Raw genomic sequence first — 16,517 nt, forward strand, 5'->3', positions numbered from 1 at the left:
CTATCGCATTGCAGTGAGGAGGTCGTCGATCTCCTCGGAGGTGTGTTTACCGAGCTGCCCGCCCTCCTTGGTCGGGTGCTTGAGGCCCTCGTGACCGCTGCGCGGCGGGTGAAGTCGCAGGACCGGCGAGAGGCCTTCGTCCTGCAGCTTCGTCTCCTCGTCGAGCAGGGCGGCCGCGAGATCGCTGATGTCGTCGTAGTCGGTGTTGTCAGCGACCCACTCGTCGTCGATGTCGGCGTCGCCCTCGAGGGGCTCGGCGCGCTTTGCCAGCAGCGTCTCGACGACGTCTTGGCTGGGCTCGCCGTGGGCCACGTGGTCGTTGACCTTGTGGACCATCCCGGTGTACGCGTCGGTCTCGGGGACGAGGGTGCAGTGGTTGATCCGCGAGAGGTTCAGCATCGAGAGCGTATCCTCGACGCCGCCCTCCATGTTCACTTCGCTCCGGAGCTGAACGACTGCTTTCGTCATTCGATCACCTCGCGCTTCTCGAAGGCGCGCTCGGGGACGCGGGCCTCGGCCGTGTTGCGCAGGGCGTTGAACGTCGCCTTGGCGAAGTTGACCGTCGTTCGCGTGTTACCGGAGGAGCGCGTCCAAGCGTCCTCGATGCCCGCAAGCTCGAGCACGTTTCGAACCGTTTCACCGCCGGCGAGACCGAGGCCTCGCGGTGCGGGGCGCAGTTCGACCTCGACGGAGCCGGCCTTGCCGGTCGAGCGTAGCGCGACCGTGTGGGGACGGCCACAGCCACACTCCCAGGAGCCACAGCCCCGAGAGACGTTGATCATGTTCAGCTTGGCGATGTCGATCGCCTTCTGGATCGCGGCGCCGACCTGATCGTCGCGGCCTTCAGCGTAGCCGACGAAGCCGTCGCGGTTGCCGATGGCGACGACACAGCGGAACTTGACTCGGCGACCCGAGTCGGTCATCCGCTGGACCATGTTGATGTCAAGCACCTCGTCTTCCAGCCCCGGCAGGAGCTGGTCGACGACCTCCGGCTCCTTCAGGGGAAGACCGGAGTTGAGGGCGTCCTCCATCGTGTCGATCTCGCCCTCCTGTACCTTGCGACCGAGCCGTGTGACAGGCTCCCAGCCGCCGTTGTAGTTGTTGCTCATTCTAGGATCTCCTCCCGCACTTCGTCGAAGTGCTCGGGCAGTTCAGTAGCGTCGAACTCGCCGCTGTACAGCGGCTCGTCGAGCTGTTCGGCGTACTCGGCGATGTGCTCGCCGCGGTTACGCGACCAGTCCGCCAGCACGCTCTCGTTGTGGGGGATTTCGACGCCCGCGTCGATCGCCCCTTCCTGTACTGCGAAGACTTTGCTCCCTTCTGTCGCCGTGTTGAGGCCGATGTCCAGCACCGCTTCCTCCAGACCGGCGTCGAGCGCGCGTTTGCCAGCGAGAAGTCCAGTCAAGTACGCGGCGGGGAGATTGCCCGTGGGGGCCTCCCAGCCGTACTCGGCCAGATCGCTGGAGTTCGCGCTCACCTTGGTCTCGTCGCCCTTCGGTCCGGGGACGATCAGCTGCGCCGTCACGTGCTTGTTGCTCTTCCGAGCGACAAGCCGCGGTTTACCGGATTTGAGGAGGCGCAACCTCTGGTGGTAGTCGGTCCGGACCTCGCGGCGGCGCCGCATCGGCACCTTGTATCGTGGTCCACTCGCCATTACTGATCACCTTCGACGTCGACTTCGACGTCGTAGTTCGTCTCGATGTAGTTCACCAGCCGCTTGCGGTCACGGAACTCCCCGCCGCGAGACTTGTTGTACAGTTCGCGGTACTGGCCGGGGTCGATGGCCCCGGAGTCGCGGAGTTCGCGGAGCAGCTGACGCTGGGCACGCACTTTCGCTCGCCACTCGTCTTTGGAGTCCTGTCGCGCACCGGCCTTGCCCTGGCGCTTGCCGGGGCCTTTCTGGTGGCCGTACGAGCGCTTTTCGGCGCGCTCGCGAGCGCGACCGCGCGAGTTGCTCTTCTTTTCCTCGGCGCGGATCGTTCCCTCGTCGACGAGTTCTCGGATGTCCTCGCGGGTGATCGCGTCGACGATCTCGCCCTGCGCGTCGGGGTCGAACCAAACGCGGTTCTTACCGACGTCGAGGACGTCAGCCGCGAGTCGCTTCTGGGAACTCAGATCTGTCATTGGTCGACCTCCACTTCGACGTAGGTCGGGTTCAGGACCCGAATCTCTGCTTCTTCTGCCTGTTCTTCGATGCGTTCGCGCTTGCGCGCGCCGACGGTGGAGGCGATTCGGACCGCCTCGCTGTCGGGGTCGACGCCGTCGAGGTCGTCCGTGTTGTGGACACGGACTTCCTCGAAGCCGCTGGGGTGGCGTCCGCGAACGGCCTCGGGCGTCCGGTAGCCGGCCTCGACCATGTCGCCTTTGCCCTTGTGACCGCGGCGCATCTTCGAGAGATCGCCGCGGGGCTTGCGCCAGGACTCGGGAATTCGCTTTTTCTTGTGGTAGTCCTGCTGTCGGAACGCCGGCTTGCCGACGCGGCGGCGCTGGTCGAGCAGGCGCTGCTCGTCGTCCGAGAGGTCGGGCGTCTTCGACGCCAGCCCGCGGGGCTGGAGTTCCGTCTCGACGTCTTCCTCTTCGGCGTCCTCTTCTGCGGCCTCGTCTTCGATCTCGGCTTCGGTCTCGGCGTCCTCGTCGACTTCGAGGTCGCCCACGTCGGCCTTGATACGGGCCGCGAGCGCGTTCCCGATGCCGTCGGCGTCCGAGAGGTCGTCTTGGCTGGCGCCTTTGACGTCCTCGACCGACTCGAAGCCGGCCTCGCGGAGCGCCTCGGCCTTGCTCTCGCCGACGCCGCTGATGTCTTCTAGAGTTTCAGGTTCGTCTGCCATCTATCAGGCACCTCCTTTGCTGGGCTTCTCGGTGATGTAGACGCCGTCTTGGAAGACGCGAACGTCCTTGCCCGTAACTTTCGTCAGCTGCTCGATGTCGGCGGCGGTCTGACCGACCGCTTCCTTGTCGGGGCCCGAGAGCGTGATCATCTCCTCGTCGACCTCGACGTCGGTGTCGCCGTGGACCTGCGTCCGACGGGCGGCCTTCTCGCCGAGGAAGTTCTCGATCACGACCTCGCCACCCTCGGCGCGAACCTGCATCGGGAAGTGAGAGTAGAAAACCTCCATGGTGTACTCCCAGCCTTCCGAGACGCCGTGGATCATGTTCTCGACGTGGCTCTCGAACGTGCCGACCGTCGCGGTGGTCTTTGCGTCCTCGGCCTCGGATTCGACGACGACCGCACCGTCGTCGACCGAGACGGACACGTCGGGATACCAGAGGCGCCGGGTGACGCTTCCGTTCGGTCCTTCGACGGTCAGGTCGAGGTGGTCGACCTCGGCGCTGACCTCGTCAGGTAGTTCGACTGTTACCTTCATTGTCAGTACACGTACGCGATGACCTGGCCACCGATGCCCTGTTCGCGGGCCTCGTAGTGGCTCATGATGCCGTGGCTGGTCGTGACGACGAGCGTCCCGTAGTCGCGGGCGGGGAGGAATCGCTTCTCCCACTTCTCGAACTCGTCGGCGCCGGCGGAGTAACGGGGCTTGACGGGCCCGCACTCGTTGATGGCACCCTTCAATTCGACCTCGAACTGACCGGACTTGCCGTCGTCGACGAACTCGAAGCCGTCGACGTACCCGCGGTCGTAGAAGACCTCGAGTACCTGTCCGATCTCGTTGGAGGCGGGCGATACCTCGTGGGTGAGATGCCCCACGCTCTCGGCGTTGCTGATGCCCGAAAGCGCGTTGCTGAGGGGATCGTTTGCTGTCATGGTTATCGATACTTCTTGAATCCCATCGATCGGGCGATCTCGCGGAAGCACTGTCGGCACAGCCAGATGTCGTACTTACCGACGAGACCTTGCTTGCGGCCACAGCGCTGGCACTCTTCGAGCTGGCCGGTGCGCTTGGTGGCGTGCTCGCCCGTCTGTTCGTTGCCGTTCTCGCTTTCGCTCATTTGGATACCTCCGCGTCGAAGGTCGACTCGACGTAGCGGATCGCGTCCTCGGGGTCGAGTCGGTGGTTCGAGGGGATCGAGCGGCTGGCCTTGTCGCGCTTTGCGACGCGGTAGCCGGGACGCACAAGGTTGACGGTGACGTCCAGTCCGAAGATCCCGATGCTCGGATCGTACTCCTGGCTCGGGAAGTCGGTGTGTTCCTCGACCCCGAAGCTGAAGTTGCCGGTGTCGTCGAACTGCGACGCGCGCAGTTCGGCCAGCGGCAGCGCGGTCTCGAGGAACTCCTCGGCGTCGTCGGCGCGAAGGGTGACCTTCGCACCGATCGGGTCGCCCTGACGGATGCCGAAGTCGGGCTTGGTGGACTTGGCCAGCGTGCGAACGCTGTCCTGTCCGGTGACCTCTTCGAGGATCTCCTCGCCGTTGGCGAGTTCGCGGCCGCCCTGACCGACGCCCATGTGGACGACGACCTTCTCGACGCGCGGCTCGCGCATCTCGTGGAACTCCGCTTCAGCTTCGCTCATTCGTCATCCTCCTCCGTGTCGTCGGCGTCGTCGAGGCCGCCCTCGACGAAGTTCTCGTCGATGACGACGACGTAGGGCTCGACGGTCTCGAAGTCGCCGCTGCCGTCGACGCCCTCGACGAGGACGCCGTTGTCGCCGCTGCCGGGCGTGACCTGAATCTCGTCGATCCGGCCGATTTCGCCGGCGTGCTGGCCGCGGACGGCCGTGACGAGCGCACCCTCCTCGTAGGGGAAGTGCGCGACGACCTCGGTGGTCTCGTTGTCGACGACGATCGAGTCGCCGCCGCCGTACTGGCTCCCGTCCTCGACGAGCAGGTTCTGCCCGTCGTGGAGGTTGAGCTGGGTGTCCCCGCCGGGGACCTGCTGCTTGTCCTCGATCTTGCCGAGCTTGCTACCCGCGGCGTCGGCGTCGATCTCGGAGAGAGCGAGTCGGCCGCCCTCGTCGGGGAAGACGCGGTAGTACTCCTCGCGCTCGGTGAAGGCCAAGATGTCGAACATCCCGATCGGGCGGCTCTCGTCGGAGACGGCGACGCCGTTGACGAGGACCGCATCGTTGTTCAGCGCGTAGCGCGCTTCCTTCTTCGAGTCGGCGTAGCCGAGCACGTCCCGCAGCAGGACGACGAGAGGAACGCCCTCGCGTCCGTGCGGGCCGGAACCGGCCTTCACGGTGAAGGTCTCGGTCTTGCGCTCGACTGGCCAGGAGTCCGGTGCTGACAGTCGTTTCTGGTGTTTCGTCATTCGCTATCACCTCGGAGACGGTCCTCGCGCCGGTCGTCCTCGAGGTCGAGGTCGGTGATCCGCAGGTTGCTGGCGTCCAGCGGCCGCGGAACCTCCTCGCCGTCGGCCTTCTCGAGGGTAACGTCCTCGACGTGGACGACGCCGTCTTTCAGGTTGACCTCGACGACTTCGGCCTCCTCGCCGGCGTAGTCGCCGCGCATGACCTCGACCGTGTCGCCCGCGTTGACGCGGGCGCGACGACGGTCGAACTCCTCGCGGAGGTCGCCGGACAGTGTGGCGTGGACCTGCTTGTGTCGCTCGTGCAGGGGCGCGTTGTCCGTCTGATTTCGCTGTTTGCGTGGTTGTCGTGTCATGCTATACGATCATCGTAGCGGTGCTTGCGATACTTCCGAACCGCTCTGCGACCTCCCGCGCGATGGGACCCTTGATCTCGGTCCCGCGGGGCTCCTCGTTCTCGTCGATGATGACGGCCGCGTTGTCCTCGAACTTGAGGCGCGTGCCGTCGGGTCGACGGATCGACTTGCGCTGGCGGACGACCACTGCCTCGAGCACCTGGCGACGCATCTCGGGCGTCCCCTTGGTGACCGACACGGTGATCTTGTCGCCCAGACCCGCCTTGGGGTGGCGGCTCTTGGTGCCGGAGTATCCCGACACGCTGATGACCTTCAGCTCACGGGCGCCGGTGTTGTCGGCACACGTGATCAGCGAGCCCTTCTCGAGGCCCTGGGTCACGTCAGCATTGAGCGCTTCCATCAGTCGCCACCTCCGGTGGCGGCGTCCTCGCCGTCGACCTGCTCGACGACGACGTGGCTCTTGGTCTTCGAGAGCGGTCGCGTCTCTGCGATGCGGACCGTGTCGCCGACCGAAAGGCCGAGACACTCCGGCGCGTGGGCCGGCACTCGGCTGCGTCGCTTCATCAGTCGGTCGTACTTCGGAACGTTCACGTCGTACTCCCGCTCGACGATCACGGTCTTCGTCATGTCTGTGGAGGCCACCTCGCCTTCGAGCGTCTGACCGCGCACGGATAGCGATCCGTGGAACGGGCAGTTCTCGTCGGAGCAGGTGGACTCCGGCTCTGGTACGTTTAATCCGATTGCCATGGTGAATTACCTCGTGTTTCGGTGCGTTCTGCGGGTCGTGAGAGCAGTCGTGAGCCATCCACCGTAACGTAGGTCGCGCCATCGCCGGAGGCGGCGGCGGCGTCGGTTTCCCGATCGCCGGCCGATCGGCCGGCAAGCGCAGGTTCCTCCTGCGCGGTCGCCGTCTGCCCTGCCTCCAGTTCTGACGCGATCCCCGGGCCCTTCTCGGCCCCGGCGGCTTCATCTGTGGCGTGCGCGTCGGCACGCGTCTCGAGCACGAACTCGAACGTCGATCCCTGCTTTGGCACCTGTCGCACCCGGGACGCACCGCTGTCTACGTGGAGGGTGTGAGCCGTCTCGACGACGACTCGTCCCTCGATCCCGACGAGATCGGGGTTCGAAGCCTCGACGACCTGCACGTGCAAGCCGTTGAGCTCGTGTCGCGGTAGCGTCTCGGGTGTCAGTGGCATGTTACTCCTCGTCGTCTGCGAGATCGCCTTCCTCGCGCTGGATCGTCTTGATCCGCGCGACGGCCTTGCGAAGCTCGCTGATACGACCCGGATCCTCCGGGGCGCCACCCGCCGCCTGCACGGCCTTGGCGTTGAGCAGTTCGGTCTCGAACTCCTCAAGTTCGGCCTCGCGTTCGGCGGGGGTCATGTCGCGGATCTCCTCGGGGTGAAGCACCGCCATCAGGCGTCACCTCCCTCTTCGGAGTCCTCGTCGTCGGCCTCTTCTTCCATCTCCTCGAGCATCTCGTCAGCCTGCTCTTCGACATCGGCTTCGAGCTCGTCGAGCTCCTCGGCGATCTCCTCGTCCTCGTCGCCGGGGACTTCGACATCCTCGAAGTCCTCGTCGGCGGCCTCGCTGGCCTCCTCGACGACTTCCTCGTCGAGAACTTCTTCGGCCGAATCAGCGTCGGCGTCAGCCTCACTGGCCTCGGCGTCGGCTTCGAGCTCTTCGAGTTCCTCTTCGTCGGGCTCTTCGAGGAGTTCCTCGACGCCCTCGTCGGTCTCGACTTCGGCTTCGAGCTCGGACACGTCGGCGTCCTCCTCGATGTCGAAGTCGTCGGGCAGCTCGGCGCCCGGCGGGATGATCTTCACGTCCACGCCGATGGTACCGAGCTTCATGACGGCGACGCCCTGACCGTGGTCGACGATCGACTCGGCGGGTTCGCCGTTGTGCTTGATGTACCCGTCGTTGAACTTCTCGACGCGCGAACGCGCGCCGGTGACCTTCCCGGACAGGACGATCTCGGCGCCCAGCGCGCCGGCGTCCATGATGCGTTCGAGCGTGGTGTGGCCCGCCTTGCGGAAGTACCAGCCACGTTCGAGCGCGTTGGCCAGACGGTCGGCGACGATCCGGGCGTTCAGGTCCGGCTCGTCGACCTCCTGCACGTCGATCTGGGGGTCCTCGAGGTCGAACCGCTCTTCGAGGGCGGTAGTGATCTTGCGGATGTTCTCGCCGCCCTTACCGATCACCATACCGGGCTTTTCGGCCTTGAGGACGATCTGGGTGCCCATCGGCGTCTTGGCGACGTCCATGCCGCCGTAGCCGGCGCGACCCAGTTCCTCGGCGAAGAACTCGTCGATCTGGGACTTTTGCATCCCGTCGTCGATGAACTGTTGCTCGTCTGCCATTATTCGTCAGCCTCCTTGAGGATGAGTTCGACGTCCACTTCCGGCGTGTTCCAGGCGGTCGCTCGGCCCATCGCGCGGGGCTTGCGGCCCTGCACCTCGCCGACCTTGTGGGCGGCGACGTGCTCGATGACCATCTCCTCGCCGTCGAACCCCTGATGATCGGCGTTGTTGACGGCGTTCTCGATCAGGTCGAGGAACTCGCCGCTTGCCTTCTCGGGGTAGCGACCGGCGTCCCAGCCGTCGACGCCGGACTTGTGGCCGACGCCGCTGTTGTGCTGGCGGAACGGGACGGGCTGGTCCTCCGCGATGACCGCTTCGAGGTACTCGGTGGCCTCGGCGGCGGTCTTGCCCTTGATCTCCCGGGCGATCGCCTTGCTGTGCTTGTGGCTCATGTGACGCTCCCGGAGCATGGCTTTCGCCGTCGAATCCGGGTCCACGTCGACGCTGTAGTTGATTCCCATGGTTTACTTGAGCGGTACGAACTTCGACGAGCGCGTCGCGCCGATGCCGGCCTGTCCGTGTTCGACCGACGTTCGGGTGAGCTGGAACTCGCCGAGGTAGTGGCCGATCATCTCGGGCTCTACCTGAACCCGCTCGAAGCTCTGGCCGGTGTAGACCGCGAAGGTCAGACCGACGAACTCCGGCAGCACCGGCATGTCGCGCAGGTGCGTTCGGATCGGGTCGTTGGCGGTCTCCTCTTCGCCCTTCTCGCTGGCCTTGTCGAGCAGCTTCTCGTGCTCGACGCCGAGCCCGCGCTCGATAGTTCGCCGCTGGCGTGCGGGGAGCAGTTCCGCGACCTCCTCGATGTCCATCTCCTGCAGCTCGTCGAGTGTGTGACCGCGGTAGGTGAACTCACCTTCGCGGCCGGTTCGGTATTCGGATTCGCTCATTCGTTACCACCTCGTCCAGTTCGCTTGGACGCGATGTCGCCGACTTTGCGGCCCGGGGGCGTGTCCCGCGAGACGCTCTTGGGTTTGCCGGGGTGCTGGCGGCCGCCGCCACCGAACGGGTGGTCGACGGCGTTCATCGCCACACCACGGACGCGCGGGTACTTCGACCCGCGAGCTTTCATCTTGTGGTACTTGTTGCCGGCCTTGACGAACGGCTTTTCCGTCCGTCCGCCACCGGCGACGACGCCGATGGTTGCTCGGCAGTCAGGGTCGAGGCGCTTGACCTCGCCCGAGGGGAGCTGGACGACCGCGGCGTCGCGGTCGTGGGTGATCAGGTCCGCGCTCACGCCGGAGGAACGGGCGTACTTACCGCCGTCGCCCGGGCTCGCCTCGACGTTACAGACCGGAACACCCTCCGGGATCTCGGCCAGCGGCAGGGTGTTGCCGGGCTTGATCTCCGCGGAGATGCCGACCTGAATTCGGTCGCCGATGCCGACGCCTTCGGGCGCCAGCACCATGCGCTGGTCGCCGTCGTCGAACTCGACGACCGCCACGGGCGCAGAGCGCGCGGGGTCGTGCGTGATGTCGATGACGTCGCCAGCGACGAGGTCGCTGTCCTCTGCGGTCTTGTGCTGTTTGTCGGACTTGTAGCGGTGCGAGGGAGCTCGGAACGTCGAGCCGCCGCGTCCGCGTCGTTGTCCCTGAATTCGTCGTCCCATTTTTAGAACACCCCGATTCTGGAGGCGACCTCGTCGGCCGCGTCGTCCTCACTGAGTTCGACGGTGGCCTTCTTGGTGCCGTCCATCGTGACTTGCGTGTTGACGCCGACGGCGTCGACGTCGAAGCGCTCGGAGACGGCCTCCTTGATCTCGGGCTTGGTGGCGTCGACATCGACGATGAACTGGAGCTTGTTCTCGAAGTCCATGTCGTTCATCGCCTTCTCGGTGACCAGCGGGTGAACGATGATATCGCTCATCGGTCGGCCACCTCCTCGAGTGCGCTCTCGGTGAACACCGTCAGTCGACCGCCCTGCGCACCGGGCGCGAGGTCTTCCGCGTTGACCTCGGCGGCCGTTGCGACGTCGGCGCCGGCGAGGTTGCGTGCGGCCTTCGAGGGGCCGGTCTCGCTCGACGTGACAAAGAGGATCGACTTCGGCGTCTTGTACTTCCGTCCGCGGGTCGTACCGCGACCGGCGCGGACCGATCGGTTCTCGTCGGCGCGTTCGATGTCCTCGTGAACGCCGAGGGATTCGAGCAGCGCGACGACCTCTTGGGTCTTCACGAGATCCTCGAACTCGTCGTCGACGACGAGCGGCAGTTCGAGGTCCTCGTCGAACTCGTGACCGCGCTCGGCCACCAGATCGGCGTCCGTCGTGGCGGCGATCGCCGAGCGGACTGCCTTCTTGCGCTCTTTCGTGTTGAGGTCGAGGCCCTGATCCTTCTCCTCTTTCGGGGGGTGGGCCTTGCGACCACCGACTGTCTGGGGGACGCGGCGGGCCTGCCCGTTCTCCTGGGGCACGTGGGCCATGCCGCGGCCGCTACCCGGCGACTCGGCCGGGGTTCGGAGGCCGGCGTACTCGTCTGCGCCGTAGTCTTGCTTTCGGTTGGCCTGTGCGGCGAGCACCGCGCGCTCGATCAGGTCCTGCCGAACGGTGGTCTCGAAGACCTCCGGCAGATCGACCGTGCCCGCGTCCTCGCCGTCCAGGTCGCGTACTGTTGCCTGCATAAGTTATCCCTGGTTCGACTCCGTTGCTACGTAGCGCACCTCGGGGTCGAGGCGCGGTTGGTCGTTCGGTCGCACCGCCGTCCGAAGTCGGAGCAGGCGCTCCTCGGGGCCCGGTGCCGAGCCCTTGATGAGCGCGTAGTTGCCTTCGACTTCGCCGTAGTTGACGAAGCCGCCCTCGGGCGTGACGCCGTCCTCGCTGGCGTCGCCGAGGTCGATGAGGCGCTTGTTGAGCTCCGTCCGCTGGTGGTAGCCGGTCTGACCCTGCTGGGGAACCGTCGAGCGAACGCGCGACGGGTTCCAGGGGCCGAGGTTACCGATCCGGCGCCGCCAGCCTTGGCGGGCGTGCTTGCCTTTGCGTTTCTGGACGCCCCAGCGCTTGACGGGGCCTTGGGTGCCCTTGCCCTTGGTGACGCCGGCGACGTCGAGATACTCGCCGGGCCGGAAGATCTGGTCGGCGGCGTGCTCGCCGCCATCCTCCAGCAGTTCGAGACCGTAGTCGAGGCGGTCCGCGAGGGAGCCGCCGCCGATCCGGGTCTCCATGACATCGGGCTTCTTTTTGGGGACGCTCTTGATTTCCTCGGGGACCGTGTGCGTGATCATCCGCAGGTCCGCGATCCGACCCTCCTCGAGGGTCTCTCGGATCTCGGACTCGGCGGCGTCACGGTCGTGGTCCTCGGGAAGGTCCAGCGTCCGGTCGAGTTCCTCGTGGAACTCGTCGGCCCAGACCTCCGTCAGGGGCGTCTTACCGTATGGTGTGTCCTCGTACGCTCGCAGGGCGACCGCCCGCATGGGCGGGGTCTCGACGATGGTGACGGGAACCGTCTCCTCCATTCCTTCGCGGGGGGAGTCGGCTTCGTCGTTGATCATCACCACGTGAGACATGCCGGCCTTGTAACCGGCGAACCCCTGCAGCGTCGGCTGTCCGTCGTCGTCCGGCCACGATCGGAAGCGCGGAACCTCACTGGTCGCGCGCTTGCGGGGGCCGAACCCCAACGAGCCTTTGCGTGGTCTGCTTGGTTGTGGCATTGTTAGTTCACTCTGGGAGTGTCAGGCAGGCGAGGGAGGCGAACATCGCTTCTTCAGTTCGCACGACCTCGCTGCCCTGATTCGGGACCGTGTTCAACCAGAGGTCGAACCGGTTGGGTGCGTCCGATTCGACGTCGATCCGCGACGAGTCGCCCCCGTCGCTCGATTCGCTTTCGGCGGGGACGGCGTCCCCGCCACCTCGTTGCCCCTCGGGGGCAACGTCCTCGACGGAAACTCCGTCGAGCATCGCCGGAAGCCCTCTCTCGGGCGCGCCGAAAGCGACGGTTGTACCCTCGCTTCTGACGCGTCCGGCCAGCGTTCCGATCCGCGACGTGGTGAGATTCTCGCCGAATCTCGACGTTGCGATCCGAACGCCGGCGTCCTCACGGCCGAGCGCTTCCTCGAGGTCCGCGCGTTCGACCGAGAACCCCGGAAGCGGGGTCTCGACCAGCTTGGCACGGACCGGCTCTCGCGAAGAGATCCTGACTGTTACGCGCTCTCCCTCGGTCACCTCCATTCCCGGAGGGACGCCGAGCGAGATCGGGTGTTGCATTCCGCAATTGACCCGTACGCGCCCGTCAGGTCCGACCTCGGTCACGATTCCCTGTCTTGTCGACCCCGGACCGTCTGATCCGGAGCCGGTCTGCGACGAGGCGAGCAGCGGCGGCAGGATGCCGGCGTACTCCAGTTCGTCCCGACGCCCCCAAGCCTCCTTTCGGAGGTAGGGTGGCGTCGCGGCGTACCGCAACACGGTTTCGACGAACCCGCCGCCCCACCTGCGCTCGCCTTCCGCGTCGGGGAAGACGGTCAGGCGATCCGCCCGGAACACCGTCGCCGCGCGGGCGACGTAGCCGATCTTGCGAGTTGCCTCGCGTTTGTCTTCGGCTTCCCGGACGAGAGACGACGGCACGAGCAGGCTGACTGTCATGCCGTGACGCTTCGACGCCTCGCCACTAGACTGTGCCGATGTTTTCCGGTCCGGTAGTATAAGGGTAGCGGAAGCGATTCGGCACTGTGAGCCGTTCACATCCGCGTTGTGACCGGTTCCCGTACATTCAGGTCGGCCGTCCTCGCGGGGCGGGTGGTCTCGGTCCGCGGCACCGGACGGACGCCGATCGACGGCGTCACGACGAGCTGGGTAGCCAGCGGGATAGTCGGTGTGCAGAGTGTGCTTCGCTCGTGCGCGAAAGAGAATTATATAGTGGGACGCCGACGACGCCGCGCCGCTTCACCGGTGCCGGCACGCGATTCTGTCCCGTGGGTCGGCCTCTCGGTGGCGCTTCGATTCGCAACCCTTTTACAATCCACTCTCGTTGTTGTGAATGCAGACGAAGGGCGTCGGTAGTGTAGTGGTATCACGTGACCTTGCCATGGTCACAACCTGGGTTCAAATCCCAGCCGACGCATTTCTGCCGGAGCAAACCCGCAAGCAACCGCTGTGTTGCGAGCAGTGCGGTTTTCCACTCACTCGTCTCCGAGACAGCGGCCGCAGTTCATCTCGATCGCGTACAAACCCCCTACAGTTACCGCTGTGCCGGCAGAAGGGGCAGCTATGACAGTCGTCGCACTCCTCTCGGTCGCACCGGTGATCGAGGACAGCATGGCAGGCGAGGTCGCCAAGGCGGTCGATGCGCTGGACGAGTTCGATGTCGAGTACGAGACGAACCCGATGGGAACGGTGATCGAGGCCGACGAGATCGGCGAGCTGTTCGCCGCGGCGCAGGCGGCCCACGAGGCCGTCGACGGCGATCGGGTGAGCACGGTCTTGAAGATCGACGACAAGCGAACGGCCGAGACGAGCGCGAGCGAGAAAGTGGCGTCCGTCGAGGAGCATCTGGGACGGGTGGCGCGAAGCGAGGAGTAGCTAGCGGCGTCAGCACTCGGCGGTGACGTGGTAGTAGCCGAGCGCGCCGCTCTGGACGAGTTTATGGAGTTGGCCGGAGCCGCGCAGTACGTCGACGCGGGTCTGGCTCGCCAGCCCGAGGCGCTGTAGCAACTGGTACGGCCGGTACGCGAGGCGTCCATAGAGGCCGCGCTGGCGCGAGGACGGCATGATCGACTCGGTCACGTCCCGAACGTCGACGTGCTCGAAGCCGAGATCGTGGATGTGCTCGACGAACTCGTCGATCGGGTCGACGCGCGCGCCGAGGGCGTCGTTGGCCGACCGAAGCTGTGTCTGTTCGGTTTCGGAGAGTTCCCGCGGCAGCTGAAACAGGTCGCCGACGACGAGCCGGCCGCCGGCAGTGTCGGACGGCGACGCTGCATCACTTTCACCGTCGTCGAGCACTCTGCGGGCCTGTTCGAGGACGCTGCGGTCGTCGCCGGAGTGGCAGAACGCTTCGAGCGCCCAGACGACATCGAACGAGCGGGCATCGAACTCGGTCAGATCGTGGAAGTCGACATTTCGGAACGTGACGCTATCGGTGACGCCGCGGTCGGCCGCGTGCTCGCGGGCGCGGTCAAGTTGGCGATCACTAACGTCGACGCCGACGACGGTGGCTCCGCGCTGGCGTGCGAGCCAGACAGACTCGTCGCCGGCGCCACAGCCCAGTACGAGCACCCGGTCGTCGGGACCGACATCGACGGCCTCGGAAAGCACGCGATTCATGTTCTCGACGGCCGCGGCGCGGTCGTCGTGATCCTCGTCGTAGAACCCGAAGTGGATACTCGGACCGGCGTCGGACGAGCCCTGCTGGGACTCCATGTCGTCGTAGATGGCGACGACGTCGTCGGCGTCGATCGGTCGCGTCTCCATTTTCGATTTATACGGTCGGCGCGCACAAAAGCAGCGCGCTCGCCCCGACACGAACCGGTTCCGGGAAAGCTCTTCAATCCCGTGGCGCTTACATTCGACCGAGCATGACACAGCGCACGATCGAGGTCGATGGGATGGCCTGTGGCGGGTGTGAGGAGACAGTCACCGAAGCGCTCACCGAACTGGACGGGGTCGAGAGCGCCGACGCCGACCACGAGGCCGGGACCGTCGCAGTCGTCTACGAGGACGACGAGACGGACACCGGAGAGTTGAGCGGCGCTATCGAAGACGCGGGCTACGAAGTCGTCGCGTAGCACCGGCGAAATCGGGGCCGCGCCGTTTCTCGTCCCAATCACGAACTGGTAAACGGGAGGCCGACCAACCACCGGGCATGGAGAGTCTCAACCGGATGGCGATCGAGCTGGTCGACGAGGCGCTCGACTTCGCCGAGGAACTCGACGTCGGCGCGTACGAACTCGACAACGAGGCGACGGTACTGGACTTCGGCGTCGACTTCGACGGCGGCATCGAGGCCGGACTGTTGCTCGCGGAGATCCAGACCGCCGGGCTGGCGACCGTCCAGACCCGGATGGACGAGATCGACGGCGCACCGATCCCCCACGTCGAGCTGTCGACCGACCACCCCGCACTGGCACTTTTGTGCGCGCAGAAAGCAGGCTGGGAGGTCAGCACCGACGAGTTCGAAGGCTTGGGCAGCGGCCCCGCCCGCGCGCTAGTCGGCGAAGAAGAGGAGTTCGCCCGCGTCGGCTACCACGACGCGTTCGACCTCACCGTGCTGGCCATCGAGAGCGACGAACTGCCCGACGAGGCCGTCGCTGAGCAGGTCGCCGATCTGGCCGAAGTCGAGACCAGCGGCGTGTTCCTGCCGACGTTCCCCACCGCGAGCGTCGTCGGGAGCGTGACGACCGCCGCCCGCGCGGCCGAACTCGCCGCGTTCCGCCTCTCGGAACTGGGCTACGATCCGCTGGATCTAGTGAGCGCGACCGCGAGCGCGCCGCTCGCGCCGGTCGCCGGCGACGAGGAGACCGCGCTCGGCCGCACCAACGACGCGCTGGCCTACGGCGGGCAGGTGTACCTGACAGTCGACTCGGAGTTCGATCGCTTCGACGAGGTCGTCTCGACGGCGACCGACGAGTACGGCCGTCCGTTCGCCGACATCTTCTCGGATGCGGACTGGGACTTCTACGAGGTCGAGGAGAGCGTGTTCGCGCCCGCACAGGTGACAATCGACGTGCTCGGCGGCCCGACCGAAACCTACGGCGCGACCGACGAGGAACTGCTCGCGGAGAGCTTCGACCTGTAGCATGTCGACGCCCCGGTTCAAGCCGGTCCCCGAACCGCCGGAGTCGCTGGACGGGCTTTCTGAGGCCCGACAGGCCGTCCCACTGGTCCCGGACGCACAGGCCGACTGCTGTGCGCGCTTGCAGCGACAGTTGGAGCTCACGAGCCGACAGGACGCCGAGACGTGGCTGACGTTCCTGCGCGCGCTCGAACTCGTCAAGCGAACCCAGCGCGGCTACGCGAGAACGCGGGACGATTTTGACCGAGACGAGTTGGCGACCGCACTGCGAGAGCGCGTCGTCGGCGCCGAGACGGTGCTGGACGCCGCTGCGGAAAGTGCCGAGGAGAACGCGGCCGGCGCCGCATTCGAGGCCGTTCGAGAGGACGTTCCCGAGTGGGAACGGCGGCGTCACGACGACTGGGAGGCGGTCTGGCGCGACCGGACGGAGCGGCTGCTGGGATGGGTGGCGTTGTTCGACGCCGACGCGGCCGAAGCGTAAATGTGCGGTCGACATCGATGTGGTTCCGGCCGGTGGTCGGCGTCCCGGCGAGAGCGAACGGGTCGATAGTCGACACCCACACACCACTGGTTCAAGTGCGCGGGAGTGTGGAGTGGGGAGGGGAGGCAAGGAGGACCAATGAGGAACGGAGGCAGCGGGAAGACACGGGGGCAACGAAAAAAGGACGATGTCGGGGTACGAGAAGTCGGGATATAGGGAGGCGGCGAGAAGACGACGTAGAACGCCCGGTGAAACTACCCAGAGCGAACGCAAAATCAGTGTGCAGTCCTCGATGTTTGGTAGACGGTAGCCTCGCCGGCACCAAAATACGACAACCGAGACCTAGAACTCGAAGCGGCCGTTCGAACACCCACACACCACTGGTTCAAGTGCGTCGCAG

At 65.9% G+C, this 16,517-nt stretch carries 28 protein-coding genes and 1 tRNA gene; 5 read left to right on the forward strand and 24 right to left on the reverse strand.

The annotated features are described in order from the left end of the window. From CRO01_RS06385 to CRO01_RS06495, 23 genes are read right to left on the reverse strand one after another with little or no spacing between them, the layout of a single operon-like run. The gene (locus CRO01_RS06385) at positions 1-468 is read right to left on the reverse strand and encodes a 50S ribosomal protein L30 (protein ID WP_097008241.1); all 468 of its coding nucleotides are present in this window, start codon (positions 466-468) and stop codon (positions 1-3) included. Continuing rightward, positions 465-1,109 carry a 30S ribosomal protein S5 gene (locus CRO01_RS06390; protein ID WP_097008242.1) on the reverse strand — a complete coding sequence of 215 codons (645 nt, stop codon included), beginning with the start codon at positions 1,107-1,109 and terminating at the stop codon, positions 465-467. The genes CRO01_RS06385 and CRO01_RS06390 overlap by 4 nt, the downstream gene beginning before the upstream one ends. Then, positions 1,106-1,654: a 50S ribosomal protein L18 gene (locus CRO01_RS06395; RefSeq protein ID WP_097008243.1), complete on the reverse strand. Its 549-nt coding sequence runs from the start codon at positions 1,652-1,654 to the stop codon at positions 1,106-1,108. Before CRO01_RS06395 ends, CRO01_RS06390 begins: the two co-directional genes overlap by 4 nt. Further along, the gene (locus tag CRO01_RS06400; protein ID WP_097008244.1) at positions 1,654-2,124 is read right to left on the reverse strand and encodes a 50S ribosomal protein L19e; all 471 of its coding nucleotides are present in this window, start codon (positions 2,122-2,124) and stop codon (positions 1,654-1,656) included. Before CRO01_RS06400 ends, CRO01_RS06395 begins: the two co-directional genes overlap by 1 nt. Next, positions 2,121-2,828: a 50S ribosomal protein L32e gene (locus CRO01_RS06405; protein ID WP_097008245.1), complete on the reverse strand. Its 708-nt coding sequence runs from the start codon at positions 2,826-2,828 to the stop codon at positions 2,121-2,123. The genes CRO01_RS06400 and CRO01_RS06405 overlap by 4 nt, the downstream gene beginning before the upstream one ends. A gap of 3 nt (positions 2,829-2,831) precedes the next feature. Further along, positions 2,832-3,365 (reverse strand): 50S ribosomal protein L6, encoded by a 534-nt coding sequence (locus tag CRO01_RS06410; RefSeq protein ID WP_097008246.1) that lies wholly within the window; start codon positions 3,363-3,365, stop codon positions 2,832-2,834. Between the two features lie 2 nt (positions 3,366-3,367). After that, positions 3,368-3,760 carry a 30S ribosomal protein S8 gene (locus CRO01_RS06415; protein ID WP_097008247.1) on the reverse strand — a complete coding sequence of 131 codons (393 nt, stop codon included), beginning with the start codon at positions 3,758-3,760 and terminating at the stop codon, positions 3,368-3,370. A 2-nt stretch (positions 3,761-3,762) separates the two neighbouring features. Then, the gene (locus CRO01_RS06420; protein WP_097008248.1) at positions 3,763-3,945 is read right to left on the reverse strand and encodes a 30S ribosomal protein S14; all 183 of its coding nucleotides are present in this window, start codon (positions 3,943-3,945) and stop codon (positions 3,763-3,765) included. Beyond that, complete coding sequence (locus tag CRO01_RS06425; protein WP_097008249.1) at positions 3,942-4,466, reverse strand: 50S ribosomal protein L5; 525 nt, start codon at positions 4,464-4,466, stop codon at positions 3,942-3,944. The genes CRO01_RS06420 and CRO01_RS06425 overlap by 4 nt, the downstream gene beginning before the upstream one ends. Further along, entirely contained in the window at positions 4,463-5,203 is a 741-nt protein-coding gene (locus CRO01_RS06430; RefSeq protein WP_097008250.1) for a 30S ribosomal protein S4e, read from the reverse strand. The genes CRO01_RS06425 and CRO01_RS06430 overlap by 4 nt, the downstream gene beginning before the upstream one ends. Beyond that, complete coding sequence (rplX, locus tag CRO01_RS06435; RefSeq protein WP_097008251.1) at positions 5,200-5,556, reverse strand: 50S ribosomal protein L24; 357 nt, start codon at positions 5,554-5,556, stop codon at positions 5,200-5,202. Before rplX ends, CRO01_RS06430 begins: the two co-directional genes overlap by 4 nt. Position 5,557: 1 nt before the next feature. Further along, positions 5,558-5,956: a 50S ribosomal protein L14 gene (locus tag CRO01_RS06440; protein ID WP_097008252.1), complete on the reverse strand. Its 399-nt coding sequence runs from the start codon at positions 5,954-5,956 to the stop codon at positions 5,558-5,560. Beyond that, positions 5,956-6,303, reverse strand: a complete 348-nt coding sequence (locus CRO01_RS06445; protein ID WP_097008253.1) for a 30S ribosomal protein S17 — start codon at positions 6,301-6,303, stop codon at positions 5,956-5,958. The genes CRO01_RS06440 and CRO01_RS06445 overlap by 1 nt, the downstream gene beginning before the upstream one ends. Continuing rightward, positions 6,288-6,752: a ribonuclease P protein component 1 gene (locus CRO01_RS06450; RefSeq protein WP_097008254.1), complete on the reverse strand. Its 465-nt coding sequence runs from the start codon at positions 6,750-6,752 to the stop codon at positions 6,288-6,290. Before CRO01_RS06450 ends, CRO01_RS06445 begins: the two co-directional genes overlap by 16 nt. 1 nt (position 6,753) lies before the next feature. After that, entirely contained in the window at positions 6,754-6,972 is a 219-nt protein-coding gene (rpmC, locus tag CRO01_RS06455) for a 50S ribosomal protein L29 (protein WP_097008255.1), read from the reverse strand. Continuing rightward, entirely contained in the window at positions 6,972-7,919 is a 948-nt protein-coding gene (locus tag CRO01_RS06460; protein WP_097008256.1) for a 30S ribosomal protein S3, read from the reverse strand. The genes rpmC and CRO01_RS06460 overlap by 1 nt, the downstream gene beginning before the upstream one ends. Further along, positions 7,919-8,380: a 50S ribosomal protein L22 gene (locus tag CRO01_RS06465; protein WP_097008257.1), complete on the reverse strand. Its 462-nt coding sequence runs from the start codon at positions 8,378-8,380 to the stop codon at positions 7,919-7,921. The genes CRO01_RS06460 and CRO01_RS06465 overlap by 1 nt, the downstream gene beginning before the upstream one ends. Positions 8,381-8,383: 3 nt before the next feature. Beyond that, positions 8,384-8,809, reverse strand: a complete 426-nt coding sequence (locus tag CRO01_RS06470) for a 30S ribosomal protein S19 (RefSeq protein ID WP_097008258.1) — start codon at positions 8,807-8,809, stop codon at positions 8,384-8,386. Beyond that, the gene (locus tag CRO01_RS06475; protein WP_097008259.1) at positions 8,806-9,528 is read right to left on the reverse strand and encodes a 50S ribosomal protein L2; all 723 of its coding nucleotides are present in this window, start codon (positions 9,526-9,528) and stop codon (positions 8,806-8,808) included. Before CRO01_RS06475 ends, CRO01_RS06470 begins: the two co-directional genes overlap by 4 nt. Before the next feature lie 2 nt (positions 9,529-9,530). Beyond that, positions 9,531-9,785 carry a 50S ribosomal protein L23 gene (locus CRO01_RS06480; protein ID WP_097008260.1) on the reverse strand — a complete coding sequence of 85 codons (255 nt, stop codon included), beginning with the start codon at positions 9,783-9,785 and terminating at the stop codon, positions 9,531-9,533. Further along, the gene (gene rpl4p / locus CRO01_RS06485; protein WP_097008261.1) at positions 9,782-10,534 is read right to left on the reverse strand and encodes a 50S ribosomal protein L4; all 753 of its coding nucleotides are present in this window, start codon (positions 10,532-10,534) and stop codon (positions 9,782-9,784) included. The genes CRO01_RS06480 and rpl4p overlap by 4 nt, the downstream gene beginning before the upstream one ends. A gap of 3 nt (positions 10,535-10,537) precedes the next feature. Beyond that, the gene (locus CRO01_RS06490; RefSeq protein ID WP_097008262.1) at positions 10,538-11,560 is read right to left on the reverse strand and encodes a 50S ribosomal protein L3; all 1,023 of its coding nucleotides are present in this window, start codon (positions 11,558-11,560) and stop codon (positions 10,538-10,540) included. Between the two features lie 7 nt (positions 11,561-11,567). Further along, a complete protein-coding gene (locus tag CRO01_RS06495; protein ID WP_097008263.1) occupies positions 11,568-12,488 on the reverse strand; it encodes a putative RNA uridine N3 methyltransferase in 921 nt (306 codons plus the stop codon). A 407-nt stretch (positions 12,489-12,895) separates the two neighbouring features. Between CRO01_RS06495 and CRO01_RS06500 the strand changes: the two genes are divergently transcribed. Together CRO01_RS06500 and CRO01_RS06505 are read left to right on the forward strand one after the other, a co-directional pair. Further along, positions 12,896-12,966, forward strand: a tRNA-Gly gene (locus CRO01_RS06500). Positions 12,967-13,112: 146 nt separating this feature from the next. Continuing rightward, the gene (locus CRO01_RS06505; RefSeq protein WP_097008264.1) at positions 13,113-13,424 is read left to right on the forward strand and encodes an MTH1187 family thiamine-binding protein; all 312 of its coding nucleotides are present in this window, start codon (positions 13,113-13,115) and stop codon (positions 13,422-13,424) included. A gap of 9 nt (positions 13,425-13,433) precedes the next feature. Here CRO01_RS06505 and CRO01_RS06510 read toward each other — a convergent pair whose 3' ends face one another. Then, a complete protein-coding gene (locus tag CRO01_RS06510) occupies positions 13,434-14,315 on the reverse strand; it encodes an SAM-dependent methyltransferase (RefSeq protein ID WP_097008265.1) in 882 nt (293 codons plus the stop codon). 104 nt (positions 14,316-14,419) lie between these two features. On the opposite strand from CRO01_RS06510, the gene CRO01_RS06515 reads away from it, so the two are divergent. From CRO01_RS06515 to CRO01_RS06525, 3 genes are all read left to right on the forward strand, one after another. Next, positions 14,420-14,629, forward strand: a complete 210-nt coding sequence (locus tag CRO01_RS06515) for a heavy-metal-associated domain-containing protein (RefSeq protein ID WP_097008266.1) — start codon at positions 14,420-14,422, stop codon at positions 14,627-14,629. A 77-nt stretch (positions 14,630-14,706) separates the two neighbouring features. Beyond that, positions 14,707-15,639 (forward strand): methenyltetrahydromethanopterin cyclohydrolase, encoded by a 933-nt coding sequence (gene mch / locus CRO01_RS06520; RefSeq protein ID WP_097008267.1) that lies wholly within the window; start codon positions 14,707-14,709, stop codon positions 15,637-15,639. Position 15,640: 1 nt separating this feature from the next. Next, positions 15,641-16,117 carry a hypothetical protein gene (locus CRO01_RS06525; protein ID WP_097008268.1) on the forward strand — a complete coding sequence of 159 codons (477 nt, stop codon included), beginning with the start codon at positions 15,641-15,643 and terminating at the stop codon, positions 16,115-16,117. The last annotated feature ends 400 nt before the right edge of the window (positions 16,118-16,517 follow it).

The sequence above is a fragment of the Natronoarchaeum philippinense genome (assembly GCF_900215575.1).
Lineage (GTDB): Archaea > Halobacteriota > Halobacteria > Halobacteriales > Natronoarchaeaceae > Natronoarchaeum > Natronoarchaeum philippinense.